The organism is Mesorhizobium sp. M0815, from assembly GCF_040319995.1.
Taxonomy (GTDB): domain Bacteria; phylum Pseudomonadota; class Alphaproteobacteria; order Rhizobiales; family Rhizobiaceae; genus Mesorhizobium.
The window spans coordinates 104,474-120,262 of the sequence record NZ_JAMYOU010000018.1; the positions used below are offsets into that span (position 1 = coordinate 104,474).

Annotated in this window: 13 protein-coding genes; 9 read left to right on the forward strand and 4 right to left on the reverse strand. The window is 61.3% G+C overall.

Annotation, left to right across the window (positions count from 1 at the left end; genetic code table 11):
• Positions 1 to 421 precede the first annotated feature (421 nt).
• The 4 genes from NKI01_RS20330 (at position 422) to NKI01_RS20345 (ending at position 4,214) form a co-directional block, all read left to right on the forward strand.
• Positions 422 to 859, forward strand: a complete 438-nt coding sequence (locus NKI01_RS20330) for a CBS domain-containing protein (protein WP_023720681.1) — start codon at positions 422 to 424, stop codon at positions 857 to 859.
• Between the two features lie 113 nt (positions 860 to 972).
• On the forward strand, positions 973 to 1,899 hold the full coding sequence (locus NKI01_RS20335; RefSeq protein WP_352964383.1) for an NADP-dependent oxidoreductase: 927 nt from the start codon (positions 973 to 975) through the stop codon (positions 1,897 to 1,899).
• 318 nt (positions 1,900 to 2,217) lie between these two features.
• Entirely contained in the window at positions 2,218 to 3,906 is a 1,689-nt protein-coding gene (locus NKI01_RS20340; protein ID WP_352484041.1) for an FAD-dependent oxidoreductase, read from the forward strand.
• Positions 3,903 to 4,214 carry a UBP-type zinc finger domain-containing protein gene (locus NKI01_RS20345; RefSeq protein WP_036238601.1) on the forward strand — a complete coding sequence of 104 codons (312 nt, stop codon included), beginning with the start codon at positions 3,903 to 3,905 and terminating at the stop codon, positions 4,212 to 4,214. Before NKI01_RS20340 ends, NKI01_RS20345 begins: the two co-directional genes overlap by 4 nt.
• Before the next feature lie 20 nt (positions 4,215 to 4,234).
• Here NKI01_RS20345 and NKI01_RS20350 read toward each other — a convergent pair whose 3' ends face one another.
• The 3 genes from NKI01_RS20350 to NKI01_RS20360 all read right to left on the reverse strand — a co-directional run bounded on the left by NKI01_RS20350 (position 4,235) and on the right by NKI01_RS20360 (position 8,524).
• Entirely contained in the window at positions 4,235 to 5,404 is a 1,170-nt protein-coding gene (locus NKI01_RS20350; RefSeq protein ID WP_352494478.1) for a GNAT family N-acetyltransferase, read from the reverse strand.
• Complete coding sequence (locus tag NKI01_RS20355; protein ID WP_352494479.1) at positions 5,401 to 6,396, reverse strand: sterol desaturase family protein; 996 nt, start codon at positions 6,394 to 6,396, stop codon at positions 5,401 to 5,403. Before NKI01_RS20355 ends, NKI01_RS20350 begins: the two co-directional genes overlap by 4 nt.
• Before the next feature lie 199 nt (positions 6,397 to 6,595).
• Entirely contained in the window at positions 6,596 to 8,524 is a 1,929-nt protein-coding gene (locus NKI01_RS20360; RefSeq protein WP_352494480.1) for a heparinase II/III family protein, read from the reverse strand.
• 115 nt (positions 8,525 to 8,639) lie between these two features.
• Between NKI01_RS20360 and NKI01_RS20365 the strand changes: the two genes are divergently transcribed.
• Positions 8,640 to 9,881 carry a glycoside hydrolase family 5 protein gene (locus NKI01_RS20365; RefSeq protein WP_023720689.1) on the forward strand — a complete coding sequence of 414 codons (1,242 nt, stop codon included), beginning with the start codon at positions 8,640 to 8,642 and terminating at the stop codon, positions 9,879 to 9,881.
• Positions 9,882 to 10,055: 174 nt separating this feature from the next.
• Entirely contained in the window at positions 10,056 to 11,981 is a 1,926-nt protein-coding gene (gene asnB / locus NKI01_RS20370; protein WP_352494482.1) for an asparagine synthase (glutamine-hydrolyzing), read from the forward strand.
• On the opposite strand, the gene NKI01_RS20375 is transcribed toward asnB, so the two are convergent.
• Entirely contained in the window at positions 11,955 to 13,073 is a 1,119-nt protein-coding gene (locus tag NKI01_RS20375) for a glycosyltransferase family 4 protein (RefSeq protein ID WP_352844703.1), read from the reverse strand. The genes asnB and NKI01_RS20375 overlap by 27 nt on opposite strands.
• A 166-nt stretch (positions 13,074 to 13,239) precedes the next feature.
• On the opposite strand from NKI01_RS20375, the gene NKI01_RS20380 reads away from it, so the two are divergent.
• The 3 genes from NKI01_RS20380 (at position 13,240) to NKI01_RS20390 (ending at position 15,712) form a co-directional block, all read left to right on the forward strand.
• Entirely contained in the window at positions 13,240 to 14,679 is a 1,440-nt protein-coding gene (locus tag NKI01_RS20380; protein WP_023720692.1) for a lipopolysaccharide biosynthesis protein, read from the forward strand.
• A 228-nt stretch (positions 14,680 to 14,907) separates the two neighbouring features.
• Positions 14,908 to 15,294, forward strand: coding sequence for an isocitrate lyase/phosphoenolpyruvate mutase family protein (locus tag NKI01_RS20385; RefSeq protein ID WP_352788068.1), 387 nt, complete (start codon positions 14,908 to 14,910; stop codon positions 15,292 to 15,294).
• Positions 15,176 to 15,712: an isocitrate lyase/phosphoenolpyruvate mutase family protein gene (locus NKI01_RS20390; RefSeq protein WP_352964387.1), complete on the forward strand. Its 537-nt coding sequence runs from the start codon at positions 15,176 to 15,178 to the stop codon at positions 15,710 to 15,712. Before NKI01_RS20385 ends, NKI01_RS20390 begins: the two co-directional genes overlap by 119 nt.
• The last annotated feature ends 77 nt before the right edge of the window (positions 15,713 to 15,789 follow it).

Here is a 15,789-nt window from a genome sequence, read left to right on the forward strand (position 1 = left end):
CTGCGACAACCCACTCTGAGCGGAGATCAGGCCACAGATGTCAGGGAGTGATCGATGGACAATCCCGATCCGAACAACCCGAATCCACTGCCGGACAATCCCAATCCCGAGCCGGCCCGGCCGCCTGCCCCGCCGGAGACTCCGCCGGGAGAACCTCCAGGCGTACCCCCACCCTCGCCGGATCCAATTCCAATGCCGGACCAGGAGCCAATCGGGATTCCTCCTGGCACCCCTTCCGAAATTCCTTCGGAACCGACTTTTCCCGGGCCGACCGCCTGAAGGGCGGTCGGAGTGGAGGATGGCAAGGGTGATTTGGCGGAGCGCTCGAAACGGGTCTTGCCATGGAACGTTTTGCGCTGGCGCTCATTCACCCTTCCATCACGGAATTCGGCGGCAGGGCCTGCAACCAACGGAGGTTAAAATGAAAGTTGGCAACTGCATGACAAAGGACGTCGAGATCGCCAGTCCGCAGCAAACCCTACGTGATGCGGCAGAAATGATGGGTCGCCTCGACGCCGGCGCGATGCCGGTGGGCGAGAACGACCGGCTCGTCGGCATGATAACCGATCGCGACATCGCAATCCGCGGCGTCGCCCAAGGCAAGACACCTGACGCCAAGGTACGGGAAGTGATGAGCACCGAGGTCAGGTATTGCTTCGACGACGAAGACGCGGAGGATGTTCTGCGCAACATGGCTGATCTGAAAGTGCGCCGGTTGCCGGTGCTTAATCGGGACAAGCGCCTGGTCGGCATCGTTTCGCTGGGCGACCTCGCCACCAACAGCGAGACGGCGACAGCCGGTGAAGCGCTAAGCGGCATCTCGCAACCCGGCGGCGAGCATTCGCAAACGATACACTGACGGCGCACCGTCGACCGGCCTTGCCACGACCGAACCGCCGGCCGGATAGACGCCAGCCTGCCGGTGAAACTGTTCAGAGGCGAACTGGACCGCAAACCGACGAGGAGCAAGCCATGATTACCATGAAGGCCGTCCGTATCCACGATTTTGGTGGACCGGAGGCTCTTTCGCTGGACACGGTTCCGTTGCCTCAGCCGCATGACGACGAGGTCACGCTCAAGGTCTACGCGGCAAGCGTCAATCCCGTCGACTACAAGGTTCGCGAGGGCTCTTCGGGCGCGGATCTGCCCGTCACGCTCGGCCGTGACGTATCCGGCGTGGTGGAACTGTGCGGCACGCGGGCCCATACGCTGAAGAAGGGCGATCCGCTATATGCCATGCTCGGCAACGACCGCGGCGGCAACGCCGAATATGTCGTCGTCAAGGCAACGGAGGCGGCGGCGAAGCCGCAACGCTTAAACCACGCCGAAGCCGCCGCCGTGCCGCTTGCGGGCCTTACCGCGTGGCAAGGCCTTTTCGATCACGGCGGCCTTAAATCCGGGCAGCGGGTCCTCATCCATGGTGGCGCCGGCGGCGTCGGTCATCTGGCGGTGCAGTTTGCAAAGGTTGCGGGCGCCTTCGTCGCGACGACCGTTTCCGCGCAGGATTTCAATTTCGTCCGCGCGCTTGGCGCCGACCAGGCGGTCGACTACAAGAACCAGCGCTTCGAGGAGGTTGTCGAGGACGTCAACCTCGTCTTCGACCTAGTAGCAGGTGAAACACAGGACCGCTCGTGGGACGTGCTCAAACCCGGCGGCACGCTCGTCTCAACGCTTTCCGAACCGTCGGCGGAAAAGGCCCGCCAGCATCGGGCTCGCGGCGTCTCCTATCTGACCAAGCCGAACGCAGCACAGCTTGCCGAAATCAGCCGCCTCATCGACGCCGGGAAGGTCAGGCCGTTCGTGCAGGCAATCTATCCTCTCGAGGACGTCGCCAAAGCCGAGGAACGGCTCGAGAAGCAGCATACGCGCGGCAAGATCGTGCTTCAGGTAGCCGCCTAGCGGACGCAGGCCGTTTCTTCTGTTCAGAAGCCCGGCGGCCGAGAGTTTGACACAGGACGGCGCGCCGGGCCTGGCCGGCTTAGACAGGCGCCGGCCGAAGCAGCATGCGTCGGGTTTGCCGGAATACGCAAATCAAACAAATCAGGGAGATGCAACGGAATGTGAGGCACCTCGCGACGGCACCGGCGCACGGCCCGCTGTCAGTGAAATGCGAAGCGAAGGGGCACAGCGTTTACCGACAGGCGGGTTAGGTTCCTACGGCCCGCAAGCCGCAAAAAACCGCTTCAATCTGTCGGACAGCGGCGATAGGCTCGAACCATGTCTCAATCTGCCAATCCGATCTCCATTGCCCGTCGCGATCAGATGTTTCCCGCGCTGGCTGAACCTGACCTGGACCGCATGGGCCGTTTCGGCGAAGCCGTGTCCTATGCTGCAGGCGAACAGATCGTCAAAGCCGGTGAGCTGGCGCCCGGTCTGATCGTGGTCCTGTCCGGCAAAGTGGATATAATCCAGGGCGGCAGCTTCGGCCGGCGCGAAACGATCGTCACGCACGGTGCGGGCAATTTCGTCGGCGAGCTGGCGCAGCTTTCAGCCCGGCCCTCACTGGTGGATGTGGAGGCGGTCGAGCCGGTCGAGGCGCTCGTCATCGCCTCGCAAAGGCTGCGGGACCTGATGGTACAGGAAGCAAACCTCGGCGAGCGCATCATGCGGGCGCTGATCCTGCGCCGTGTCGGCCTGCTCGAGAGCGGCACAGCCGGACCGATCATTGTCGGACCGGTCGACAGCGGTGACGTATTGCGGCTGCAAGGTTTCCTAGCCCGCAGCGGTCAGCCGCATCGGGTTCTCGATTCCGCTACCGATCCCTGCGCCAAGACGCTGATCGAACGCTTCCATGTCGATATCCACCATTTGCCGATCGTGCTCTGCCCGAACGGCAAGCTGCTGCTCAATCCCGGAGAGAACGAGCTCGCCCGCTGCATCGGCCTGGTGAGGCCGATCGACGCCGACAAGCTGTACGACGTGGCCATTGTCGGCGCCGGACCAGCCGGCCTCGCGGCGGCCGTCTATGCGGCTTCCGAAGGGCTGTCGACGATCGTGCTCGATTGCCGTGCCTTTGGTGGACAGGCGGGCGCCTCCTCGCGCATCGAGAACTATCTCGGCTTCCCGACCGGCATTTCGGGAATGGCGCTGATGGCGCGCGCTTACAATCAGGCGCAGAAATTCGGCGTCGAAATGGTGATACCGGACGAGGCGAAGCGGCTGGGCAGTGCAAGCGACACGCCGGGCGCCCATTACACGCTCGCCGTCGGCGGCGGGGAGACCGTGCGGGCACGGTCGGTGGTGATCGCCAGCGGAGCGCGCTATCGCCGCCTTGATATGGCAAACCTGGCGCAATTCGAGGGAACCTCCGTGCACTATTGGGCTTCGCCGATCGAAGCCCGGCTTTGCGCCGGGCAAGAGGTGGCCCTGGTCGGCGCCGGCAATTCGGCTGGCCAGGCTGCTGTTTATCTGGCGGCGCATGTGAAGAAGGTATGGCTGCTGGCGCGCGGCAGCAGCCTGGATGCGAGCATGTCGCGCTATCTGGTGGAGCGCGTCAGGGCACAGCCGAACATCGAGGTGCTGGCTGAGACCCAGATCACGGCTCTGGAAGGCGACGACGGCAATCTTGGCAATGTACGCTGGCGCAACCGCGACACGGAGACAGCACGTCCGATCCACCATCTCTTCCTGTTCATCGGCGCCGATCCGAACACCGATTGGCTGGCGCAATGCGGCTTGGCGTTGGACGCGAAGGGCTTCGTGCGCACTGGGCCGGACATTGGCCAAGCGGGTGCGCTGGAGACGAACCGCAGCGGCGTGTTCGCCATCGGCGACGTGCGCGCTGGCTCGATCAAGCGCGTCGCCGCTGCCGTCGGTGAAGGTGCCCAGGTGGTTGCGGCGCTGCATGCATATCTCGCGCAAGGCGGCAGTCTTGCCGTGGCGCCTCAACTGGCCAGGAGCGCATGATGGCGGACGAATGCAGGCATGCCGGGGACATTCGCGACGTGACGCCGAGCGCGCTCGGCTGCGAGGAATGCCTGAAGAGCGGTTCGCAGTGGGTGCATCTGCGGCTCTGCCGCACATGCGGCCATGTCGGCTGCTGCGACGACTCGCCCAACCGTCATGCCACCAAGCATTTTCGGGCAACCGGCCATCCCGTCATCGAAGGCTACGATCCGCCGGAAGGCTGGGGATGGTGCTACATCGACGAAATCTTCCTCGACCTCGGCGACCGCACTACGCCGCAAAACGGTCCAATACCGCGCTTCATTTGAGCTTTTTTGCCAGCGTCCCGCTAGTCCAAGGCTGCTTCGGCTTGGGCGGGGATATCGCGCCCCTCTGGTGGTGCCAATGAACGCTCGCGCATGTGCCTGACGGTCTGAAGGACACGATCGGCAAGGGATGCAAGCGCGCCCTGTGCCGTGCGCGTTCCGATGACGGATTCCAGCGTAACCGCCTGCGTTGAGAATTTGTGTTTGAACGACTCTGCACCACAGAGGAAATCGACCACGCTCAAGCCGTGATCGATCGACCACTGTACGTAATCCATCAACAGGATCACACCCGGCGACGCCCGGCCGAAATCCGGATCGAAGGTCGTTACGAAGGCCATCATCACGTCGTGCTGGACGAAGTTGATCGACACCGCGACCATTATGCCATTGCATTCCAGGACGAAGATATGCAGCACGCCGGCGTGCGCCAGCGCGTCGACGAGCGCGGCGAGTACCGGCACGCCCTCTTCGAACAGGTCGGACTCACGCATGCGCTCGGTCAGCCATTTCCGCTTCAAGGCCGCGAGGCGCTCCAGTACCGGTTGCAGCGGCTCGTCGGGGGCAAGCAGGCGAAATCTCACCTCTCCGGTTTCTTCCAGCGCTTTGATGCCGCGCCGATAGTTCTGGCGCGTCTTTTTCGACTGATCCGCGAACCATGCCGCTCCGCTTTCCCATTGTCCGGCAACGCGATAGCTGACTTCCGTTCGGTGAAACGGACGAAGCCTGATGCCGCTGGAAGCTCCCGGCGTGAAAATTTTGCGGGCCGCCGCATCCGGTGAGAGACGATTGATCAGGGCAAGATCGAAGCCACCGGCATCGCAGAGTTGGCTCCATAGCTCCTGCAGCGCCGACAACGAGCAGTCCGGGGCAACGAGAATATCTCCATAGTCGGTATAGCTGCCGGCCGCCCATTCGAGAAACCGCAGCCCCCTGCGCCTGCCGATCGCCAGCGGAACGACGGCAACGAGTTTCTCGCCCTTCCACACCAGGCCGATCCGCAACGCGCGCTGGTCACGGCGTTGTACGGTACTCCACCATGCCGAAATCCAGGCATGGCTTTGAAAGATCAGCCCGTCGGTACGATGCCAAAGGTCCATCCAAGCGGCTTCGACCGCCGCCAGGCGATCCGCCGAACGGACGATTTCCAGACGCTCCGCGCCTAGGACGTCGATGGAAACAACGGTGTTCATGAAGGAGAACTGTCCTGTGGCTGCGCGACCACATTGGGCCGCCTGTGAAACAGTCGCATGACATGCCTTGTCATCTTCTTGAGCGGCAGGACGTAGAGCCCAAAGAGCGACTGATAATCGCGCACATCGCGATCGATCAGGCCAAATTTCAGGTCTTCATCAGGCTCCGGGACAAATTGCGTTCCGAACAGCCGATCCCAGAACGAAAAAAGCAGGCCGAAATTCTTGTCATAATGACGTGGGTCGATGCTGTGATGCACCTGGTGCCAGTGCGGACACAGGATGATGTTGTTCAACGGGCCGAACGAGATCTTGAGATGCGTATGGCGAACAAAATCCATCATAAGGATGTTGCGGATGACGTAGACGTTGATGCCGAAGATAGCGACCTCTACCGGATCGAGTGCAATGAGGCTCCAGATGCCGAAGCAGATGCCCGGGATGACGCCATCCCACATACGGTTCATCAGATCGTCCAGCGGATGAACCCGGTCCTTGGTGATCCCCACCATCACCTCGGCCGAATGATGCACCTTGTGCAATTCCCACAGGAACGGGAAGCGGTGCTGGGCGACGTGGTAGAGGTAGTAGGAAATATCATAGGCGACCAGCATGGTTGCGGTGAAGATGACGATCGTCATCGGTCCCGCCGGGCCGCCGAGAAGCGGCGCGTGGATGTTAAGGAGCCAGCCGATTGCCTCGCGTGTGCCGTAGCCCACCGCGACGACGAAGGTGACGCCGGCAGGAATGAGCAGGAAAGGCATCATCGCCCGTTTCGTGATCCAGAACAGGGCGTCGGCTCGCGCCGACGGGTGCAGGATGACTTCCGCCGGGAAGGCGAAGTCGAAAAAGTCCCTGAGGGACTTATGTTCGGCAGTTCGCCAGTAGGCGATCACCGCGCTGCCCAGTGCGGTGAGGAGAAGCAGGCCGAGCGTGGTCAGATTGACGTTCGAAAGCTTTTCCACAATCGCTCTGGCAAATTCGGAAAACATCGTTGCAGCGGCTCCTGGGGCGAATTGCAAAGCACGAAATCCCCGCCACACCTGCTACGCCGCCTGCAACCAGTGGCTGTTGCGGGCGCAGCGGGCAAAGCAGGCTGGATGATGCGAGACTAGCAGATCAACGGTAACGAAACCGCTAAATGTCCAAACGTAATTAATGTCGAATACGGCTGGAACTCGCCCGGCAACTCTACGTTGGCGCCGGTTTTTGCCGTTGCGGCGGGTGAATTGGGGCAAGATGGATATGGATTCCAGCTTCGCCCACTTCACCGTGCCAGGCGAGGCGTTCGGCTTGCTGCCTGGTGCCAAAACGCAGTGAAACCCAACCGCCTTGCCCCGGCATGTCACCGCCGGCGCGGATATCGAGCGCGGCATCAGGAAAGCGGATGGCCAATAGCGCCTCGTCGCCGCGCAACACCGTGACCGTGTTTTCATGCCGGTCGGTATGGAGGCCGGCGGCCAGTTGGAAGACGATCTCGGACTGATGCTTGCCGCTGAGCAGTTGGTCGGTGATGAGGATGCCATCGGCCTGGCGCGCCAAAGTGCGCTGATGCATGACGCCGAAGCGGCTTCTATACCCGTCGTGCCGGCCACACAGCCTCCAGTGCGTTCCAGGCTCGCTGTCCACCAGCGTCGCAACTGCCTTGTGCGACCAGTTGAAATTCCCAGCGATGGTGCTTTGGTTTTTACCCTCGATGTTCAGCGTGTTGTGCGCCGGCGTGGAGCGGAACCAGTCGCGCCATGCGCCTCCCGAACCGTAGAGCCAGGTGCCCGGATCGACCAGCACCGGCTCCCCGTCGATGCACAGGGTGAGCGACAGCGCGTCGGCATGGCCGTGCGCCGCTATCGAGAGATAGCCGAGCGGCCCATGGTCGAACGTCAGTTCGACATCGCGGCCATTCATTGCTCCGCGCCAGACGGAGAGCCCACCTCGCGCGAATGTCTGCAAGCCATGCACCGCCGGTGCCGGGCCCGACGGCGCACCAAAGAAAAGCGAACGAAAGTCGTCAGGCCCCGGCGCGTTGCCCGGCGTCCCCAGTAAGCTTTGGATGGCGGCCGCGACGGATCGGATATAGTTCGGCTCGTCCCCCAGCTTCAGCACGCGGCCCTCATCGTCGTCGCCGAAGCGGGCGGCTTTCAGTGGCAGCCAGCCGACGAAATTGGCGAAGGCACCCAGACGCGCTTCGACAGCGGGGGGAAACGGCGTTCCCGCCTGGCGTGCCGCGGCGGCGCACAGCAAGATGAGTTCGGCGCTGAAGGCTGCGTAGGTCGGCGTTTGCTCGGCACCGGCGCCGTCGGCGAGTATCTGCTTGTGCGTCTCATTCAGGAGGGCGCCGCGGGCGATTTCGGATTCGGCCCCGAGCGCCAGGCCGACCAGATATTCGCCAGCCAATTCTGCGACGAGATGGTTGTTGGCGGAGGAATATCGCGATGGAAACCGCGGCAGCCAATAGGCGCTTGCCGCGAGTATCTCACCGGCTTTCCGCAGGGTCGCCGGGTCAAGCCGGTCGCCAACGAGGTCCAGGGTGACGATCAGGTTGATGGCTCGCAGCGCTACCTCGATGCCGGACGCCCAGCCAATGCCTCGGAACGGCGGATTGGCGGAATGCCAACTGCCGATTGCCACCTCGATGGCCCTCCGGGACCGATTGTCCTCGCTGAGGAGCAGGTGTGCAGCCAGTGGCGGCAATTGCTGCAGCCGGTTGATTTCCCAGACATATTTTATATCGCCAAGGTCGCCGCCATGGCGAAAATCGATGTCGAAAGTATGAGCCTCGGAGCCAGGCCAAAGCCTGCCGGTCACCGGATCAAGACGCCAAAGCTCAGCAGGAAACAAAACATCGGGCTCGCGCTTTGGCCATGTCCGCCCGAGTGCCGAAAACCGGCCCTGAAGCGTCTCTTGCGCGGCCGCCGCTATGGCTTGCCGTTGAGCGTCGGTCGCTGCCAGCACAGCGTGGCGAAATCCCGGCAGCACCGGGTGCAACTGCGGCGATGGATAGCGCTCCCACCCATCATCGCGGCGGCGCGACGCGATCCTTCGACGTTGCTCGCTCAGCCGGTGCAACACCTCGGCCGGTCCCATGCTGCGCAATCGGTTGATGTACCAGCCGATTCTCATGCACGCCCCGTCAACGTTTCGGTCCTTGTATACCATGCCGTCGAAAAGCTGCGCGCCGGCAATCTTCTTTCCCGTTCGTTGCGGTTAATATCTCCGGCACCATGCGGAGAGAGCGATGAGAAAAGCGGTGTGTGTTGTTGCCTGGGTGCTCGCCTTGGTTATGGCGGCCGAGGCAGCGCCCATCCCTCTCAAGCGCGGCGTTGGCGTGCATGAGTGGCTCAACTGGTCGCCGGTGGAGAAAGACGGAACCTACGTTTGGCCGCCCTATCGCAGCGAAAAGGAGTGGCTTGCGGGAAGCAGGCCGTTCACCGATTGGCCGGCCGGGGAGGTGTTTGCCCACATCCGATCGATGGGCTTCGACTTCGTCCGGCTGAGCGTCGATCCCGGCCCTCTGCTTGCCAGCGAGGGCGCCAGGCGGCAGCAGGCGCTGGACATACTTGCCGCCGCCGTCGAGCGGATCACGTCGACCGGCCTCAAGGTGGTTTTCGACCTGCATGGCGTCACTCAGGTTCCGGACTACAGCATGGAGATGATCTACGGCGGCGCCGACAGCGAGGGCGTTGCCGGCTACCGCCAGATGGTTGTGGCGGTCGCCGCCATGCTGGTCAAGATAGGCACCGACAAAGTCGCCCTCGAACCTTACAACGAGCCAGCATATTACCCTTGCGATCCAAGCGGCAGCGATGACTGGCAGCGGATCATGGCGGGGACCGTCCACGACATTCGAGCGGTCAGCAGCGAACTCACCATCGTTGCGACCGGCGCCTGCGGCGGCAGCATTGCCGGACTGGTCAACCTCAGCCCCGGCTTTGACGACCCAAACCTCTATTACAGCTTCCATATGTATGAGCCGCACAGCTTCACCCACCAGCGGCCCGACGACACAAACAGCTTTGTTTCGGGACTTCCCTGGCCTGCCGACAGCAGTACACCCGAAGTGGTGACCGAAACCCTTAGGGCGCGGATGGAAGCTGCCGGCTTGAGCAGGGTCGAGCAGATGATGAACATGGCCACCGCGCGCGAAGCAGTAGCGAAATATTTCGAGCAGAACTGGGGGCAGAGCCAACTCGAGACGAGCTTTCGTCAGGCCGTCGACTGGGCTGAAGGCCATGGCATTCCAAGCCGGCGGCTCTTCATGGGCGAATTCGGCGCTATTCTCATGTCAGCGGACGGCCGCATGGGCGCCTTCGAGGCCGACCGTTCGCGCTATCTCAAGGCGGTGCGCCGAGAGGCCGAACGCTTCGCGATCCCATGGTCTGTCTGGGAGTTCTCCAATCGCTATGGGATGAGCCTCATCCGGCCCGATGGCCCCCCGGTGCCCGACCCGGAGATGCTGCAGGCACTGGGCCTGCCCTAATTGCCGTCAGTTCTCGTCGCGGATGAGCAGCCGTCAACTTCGATCCTCTCAACGCCAGGTTGGATCGAGAACGGCCTGTGGCAGTTTTTCCCTCGCGGCTCGATCTGTTAGCCACGAAGTGTTTAATACATTTGTTGTACTGGAGTGAGGAATACGCGCGCCTAGGGGGAAACAATGTGTGGAATTGCCGGGTGGATCGGCCGAAGGGCCGAGAACCCACAAGAGCGGGCCGCCAGAATGTCAAATGCATTGCGGCATCGCGGTCCCGATGCCGAAGGCATCGAGTTCTTGGACTTGAATACTGGCGAGGAACAATTGGCATTGGTCCATCGCCGCCTGGCGATTATTGACTTAGCGCCAGAGTCAAATCAGCCGATGCATATCGAGGACGGCTATCTCAGAATAATTTTCAACGGCGAAATATACAACTATATCGAGCTGCGCCAGGAACTGATCGGCCTCGGTCATCATTTTCGAACGCGCTCCGATACCGAGGTGCTGCTCAGAGCTTATGATCAGTGGCACTTGTCCATGTTCGAACGGTTGAGCGGCATGTTCGCTTTTGCGCTCTGGGATGCTCAGAGGCACGAATTGATCCTCGCCCGTGATCCGTTCGGCAAAAAGCCCCTTTACCTCATGCAGAGCGAAAAACTGCTGTCCTTTGCCTCAGAGATCAACGCGTTGTTGTCATCGCAGCCAAATGCGCAGCAACTCGATTTGGACGCTGTGCACGAGTACCTGCGCTGGCGTTACGTGCCTGGACCGCGCACGCTTTTTAAACAAATCCGCAAGCTCAACCCCGGAAGCTATGCCGTTTGGTCGCAAGGGACTGTGACGGAAACGCGCTATTATACGCCTCCAGATCAAACGGACCTGACCGAGGACATCGACCACGAAACCGCCAAGCGACGATTTCTGGAACTGCTCGACCATTCCGTCGAGATCAGAATGCGCAGCGATGCACCTTTCGGCGCCTTTCTCTCCGGAGGCCTCGACTCGTCAGCAATCGTCGCCCTGATGACCAAGCACAGCGACAAGCCCATTCGCACATTTTCGGTCGGTTTCAGCGAACCGGCCTATAGTGAACTTCCATTCGCCCGACGCGTCGCCGATCATTTCAAGACCGATCATTGCGAACTGGTCATAGAAGCGGACGACCTGATTGACCACCTGCCGAAGTTGATTCGCCATCTGGGGGCGCCCGTTTCACAAAGTTCGGACATTCCGATTTACCTGATGTCGGAGCGAGCCTCACAGGACGTCAAGATGGTGCTCACAGGTGAAGGGGCAGACGAGGTTCTCGGCGGGTATCCCAAACATCGCGCAGAGTCACTGGCTGGAATCTACCGGTCGCTCGTTCCAGCCTTGCTCCACAACAACCTCCTCGCCCCTTTGATACGTGCCATGCCTGGCGCATCGGCCAAGTTCGATACATTTGCCCGAAGCGCGGGTGAAAGGGACTTTGCCACCCGGATGATCTCCTGGTTTGGAGCCATGACAGAGCAGGAACACAGTCGCCTCATCGGTGCGCCGGCCAATTGCCGCAATGGACGCAACAACTTACCGTTTTCCTCAAGCGCGACAGCATCCCATCTTCGCCGCGCGCTATTTTTCGATCAGACATCGTGGTTGCCCGACAATCTCCTGGAACGAGGCGACCGGATGATGATGGCCGGTTCAATCGAAGGAAGAATGCCGTTCCTCGATCGCGATCTGGTTGCGTTCGTCAGCAAATTGCCCGATCGCTACAAGGTGGGTTGGCGGAAGGGTAAGCTGATCTTGCGCAGCAGCATGGCCAACATACTTCCGGAGGAAATTCTCAACCGCCGCAAGATCGGATTCAAGGTGCCCGTCGCCGATTGGTTTCGGGGGTCGATGAGGAACTACGTGCACGACCACCTTTGCTCGCCTAACTCCGTCATTCGCAGCTATTTGAGCCCGAAACAGCTTGATCAAATCGTCTCGGAACACACCACGGGTGCCGCAGACCACGAAAAGCTGATATGGGCGCTGTTGAATTTGGAGATATTCCACCGCGAATTCGGGCTTGAGGCGCCGCCGCGATCATCAGCCTCAGCGCTTGACCGGTTGACGGCTTGACGCCGCCGACCGCCAGACATCGCAGATTGCGCCGACAAACGGGGCGAGTTCAAGCCGTTCCCGATGCACGGCCATGGCACCGGCACCAAGCCTCGCCCTCAGTGCTGGGCTCTCCACGAGGCGGCCCAGCGCGTCGGTCAACGCAGTAACATCGCCTGGCGGCACCAGCAGCCCGGATTGCCCGTCGGTAATTATGTCTTCGACCGCGCCAACCGGGGTTGCCACCACCGCCAAACCGGCTGCCATGCCTTCGATCACCGACATAGGCAGGTTTTCGGCGAAGGAGGGAAGAACCAGAATATCCGCGAAAGAGATCAGCGACGCGACATCGTCGGGTCCCACCCAACCCGGAAAGGCGATCCGGTCTGCGATCCCCAGCCCGGCCGATTTTGCCCGTGCCGCATCGATTTCGCCATCGCCGGCAATCGTGGCGCGCCAGTTCTTGACGGGGTTCATGCGATGCAGCGCGTCCAACAATTGCGGTACGCCCTTGCGGTCGCCGATACGACCCAGGAACAGGATATGCACGTGGCCGCCGCCACCGACATGCGCCAGCGACGGGACTTCGGTCGCATTGGGCACGATCACGATATTGCCGGCAGCGCCTGGCGCCCGGTTGGCGACGAAATCGCGCCAAAGCCTGCCCAAAACGATCACCCGATCGGCATGCTCGAACAGAGCTTTGATACGGCGGCTTATGAACCCGTGATCGTCTTTCCAGAATGTCTGATACTGCGCCCCGTGCAAATGCAGGACATAGGGTATCGACAGCAGCCGTGCGCAGGCGGCGATCACCATCTTGCGATAGGTGCTGCCGGAGACTGAGATGTTGATATGAACGACATCGGCGCGTCCAGCCAGACGCGCTTTAAGCATCCGCAAGCAAAAGCCGAGCATATAGAAGATCGAAAGTCCGACATGCCCCGAGCCACGACTGGCAAGGAAGCGCACATCGATGTCGGTGACTTCTTGCCGTTCGAACTCCTGCTTCAGCGCCCCCATGATGCGGTCGATGCCGCCCTGGCCCGAAACGCCCGACGGCGTCGCGACCAGGACATGTATTTTTCGATCGGATATGAGGCGCTGCAACATGGTACTCTAAATAACACAGACCGGGTAACTGCAAAGCAAACGTTCCCGATAAGGTTTACGGCAAATCTTTTAGTTCAAACTGAATCTGTTCACCCTTCGCCGTCATCGCGCTGGATTTTCCGCCAATCGGCGGCTAGTCGAAGGTGAATTTTCCAGGGACACGCCTTTGCTGCTCCGTTCCACGCTCATTTATGCTCCGGCGATCCTGCTGACGCGAATCTCGGCGTTGCTCCTGCTGGTCGTCGTGACGCGTTTGATCGACCAGACCGAGTATGGCCTGCTCACTCTGGTGGTGACCGTCGGCGAAATGACCGACATTGCCGTCACCAACTGGCTGCGCATCGCGTTGCTCAGGCTTGGCGGCAAGGGCGAAGTCAGCCGCGGCAGCCTGATGCTGGCCGGGCAGGTGTTGCTTGCCACCACGGCACTGGCGCTGGTCATATCGGTAGGCGCGTCGGCGGTGGTCGTGCCGGAACGCTGGGTCGAGTTCGCGATCGCGGTCTGCGGCTATCTCGTCGCCGGATCCATCAGCCGCTTCGCGTTGACGGTGCTGCAGATGCAGCAGCGCCACTCGGTCTATTCGATGCTCGAAGCCCTGCGTGCCCTGCTGCAACTCGCGCTGCCGATCGGCGCCATCCTTATCTTCCAGGATAGCTTTCTGACGGTATCGCTCGGCTCGAGCCTCGGCGCCTTGATTGCCGGCATCGTGGCGGGCATCATGGCATCCCGACGCGTCGTTACCGGTCCGCCGCGCTTCACCCACAGAGACTTCTTTGCGCTCGGTGTGCCGCTGATCATCATGGCGCTGGTTGGCTTCGGGCTCAACAGCGCGGAGCGTCTGTTCCTCAAGTTCTATTACGATGCCAGCGCTGTGGCGATCTTCGCCGCAGCCTATGCGCTGGCCCGCCAACCGATCGACATGGTCGCTAACGCCATCAACATGGGCGCCTTTCCCGAGGTGGTCAGCCGGTTCGACGAGGACGGGCCCGCCGCATCGGGTCGGTTGCTATCGCAGTTGATGGCCTTGATGATGCGGCTTTGCCTGCCGATTGCAGCTATGCTGGTCGCGCTCAGCAGCGATATCACTGAGCTCATGCTGCCCTCGCAATATCACGGCCGCTTCGGCCTGCTGTTTCCGATCATCGCCTTCAGCGTGCTGTGTGCCAACCTCACCAGCTTCGTCTATGGCGTCGTGGTGCACGCGCACAAACGGCCGTGGCTGCTGATCATCGCCAATCTCTTCGGCTCGGCGGCAACAATCGCATTGTCTCTGCTATTGATCCCTTCGATGGCGGAGATCGGCGCCGCTTTGGCGCTTGCGGGCGGCTCGGTGGTGGGCTCCATAACCTGCATCATCATCAGCGAACGGCTCACGCCGGTGCCGGTGCCGTGGCGCGACATTGGCGTTTCGGCAATCATCTCGCTCAGCACAGGGGTGGCCGCCAAGCTTGCCAGCATGGTGGCCGGCGATGTGCCGGCAATCTTCTCGCTCATCGCCGGCGGCACCGCCGGAGCTGCGGTTTTCTTCGGGCTGACCTCGCTATTCCACCCTGTGGCAGCGACGCAATTCCTCGCCCAGCTGCGGGCGCGGCTACGGATCGCGTAGGCGCATAAGCGATCTGTAAGCGGGTATTTCCGAGGCTTACAACACATGGTGTACCTTGCCGGAGACGGGCTCTTGCATACCGGACATTCAATCTCCGGGTGTTCGGGTCATGAGAGGAGGCGCCATAGTGGTCCGCACGTCGCGCTCGGCGGAAAAACGGACGATTGAAAAGCTGCAATCATCGGCATTTAGTCGAACCCGGCTTTTTTCCAAGTCTGAGGGGGCAGCGTGATTTCTCGATCCAAGAAGGTTGAACAATTTCGCGTTCTTCATAAATCCGGCTGCTTCCTGATCCCAAACCCATGGGACGTAGCCGGCGCGCGAATGATGGCTGGTCTGGGTTTTAGGGCGCTTGCGACAACATCTTCGGGTTACGCCTTCTTGAAGGGAAAGAAGGACGGAGCAAAGGAAGTCGGCCGCGACGAAAGCTTGGCATATGCCGCCGAGATCGCCGCCTCGACGACCGTGCCGGTCACTGCCGATTTGGAAGATTGTTATGAAGACACACCAGAAGGCGTGGCTGAAACCGTCCGGCTTGCCGCCGAAGCGGGATTGGCTGGACTTTCGATCGAAGATCGACAACCAAAGCCTGGCCAGCCAATACGCGATTTTTGATGCTGCGGTGGCACGTGTAGCGGCGGCGGTTGCAGCTGCTCGAAAATACGACATCGTGCTCACCGCCCGCGCCGATGGGGTGGGTAAAGGCGTGTATGGTCTCGACGAGGCGATTCGCCGCCTAAAGGCCTTCGAAGCTCTTGGCGCTGAGGTGCTGTATGCGCCGGGTGTCCCGGATCTGGCGTCTCTCGAGCAGATTTGCAGCTCTGTCAGCGTGCCGGTCAATCATGTCCTCGGCCAAGGTGTTTCCGGTCTCACGTTTGAGCAGATTGCCGGGGCGGGCGTACGGCGGATAAGCGTGGGCGGGTCACTTGCGCGCGGCTGGCGGAGCACTAATGAAAATAGTCCACGAGATCGCAATGGGGAACTATGCGGCGTTGGAAAGCGCTCCGGCCTGGAACAGCCTTCGCGATCCTAACCCGTAATCTAAGTCCGAAAGGGTGACGCGCCCCCGGCTGCAACATGCCGCAAGGCGGGCGCTTACCTTGATATTTG

What these genes read in the sequence shown, in the direction of transcription:
- NKI01_RS20330 (WP_023720681.1), top strand. Translation starts at nt 422, where the DNA reads ATGAAAGTTGGCAACTGCATGACAAAGGACGTCGAGATCGCCAGTCCG.
- NKI01_RS20335 (WP_352964383.1), top strand. Translation starts at nt 973, where the DNA reads ATGATTACCATGAAGGCCGTCCGTATCCACGATTTTGGTGGACCGGAG.
- NKI01_RS20340 (WP_352484041.1), top strand. Translation starts at nt 2,218, where the DNA reads ATGTCTCAATCTGCCAATCCGATCTCCATTGCCCGTCGCGATCAGATG.
- NKI01_RS20345 (WP_036238601.1), top strand. Translation starts at nt 3,903, where the DNA reads ATGATGGCGGACGAATGCAGGCATGCCGGGGACATTCGCGACGTGACG.
- NKI01_RS20350 (WP_352494478.1), bottom strand. Translation starts at nt 5,404, where the DNA reads ATGAACACCGTTGTTTCCATCGACGTCCTAGGCGCGGAGCGTCTGGAA.
- NKI01_RS20355 (WP_352494479.1), bottom strand. Translation starts at nt 6,396, where the DNA reads ATGTTTTCCGAATTTGCCAGAGCGATTGTGGAAAAGCTTTCGAACGTC.
- NKI01_RS20360 (WP_352494480.1), bottom strand. Translation starts at nt 8,524, where the DNA reads ATGAGAATCGGCTGGTACATCAACCGATTGCGCAGCATGGGACCGGCC.
- NKI01_RS20365 (WP_023720689.1), top strand. Translation starts at nt 8,640, where the DNA reads ATGAGAAAAGCGGTGTGTGTTGTTGCCTGGGTGCTCGCCTTGGTTATG.
- asnB (WP_352494482.1), top strand. Translation starts at nt 10,056, where the DNA reads ATGTGTGGAATTGCCGGGTGGATCGGCCGAAGGGCCGAGAACCCACAA.
- NKI01_RS20375 (WP_352844703.1), bottom strand. Translation starts at nt 13,073, where the DNA reads ATGTTGCAGCGCCTCATATCCGATCGAAAAATACATGTCCTGGTCGCG.
- NKI01_RS20390 (WP_352964387.1), top strand. Translation starts at nt 15,176, where the DNA reads ATGAAGACACACCAGAAGGCGTGGCTGAAACCGTCCGGCTTGCCGCCG.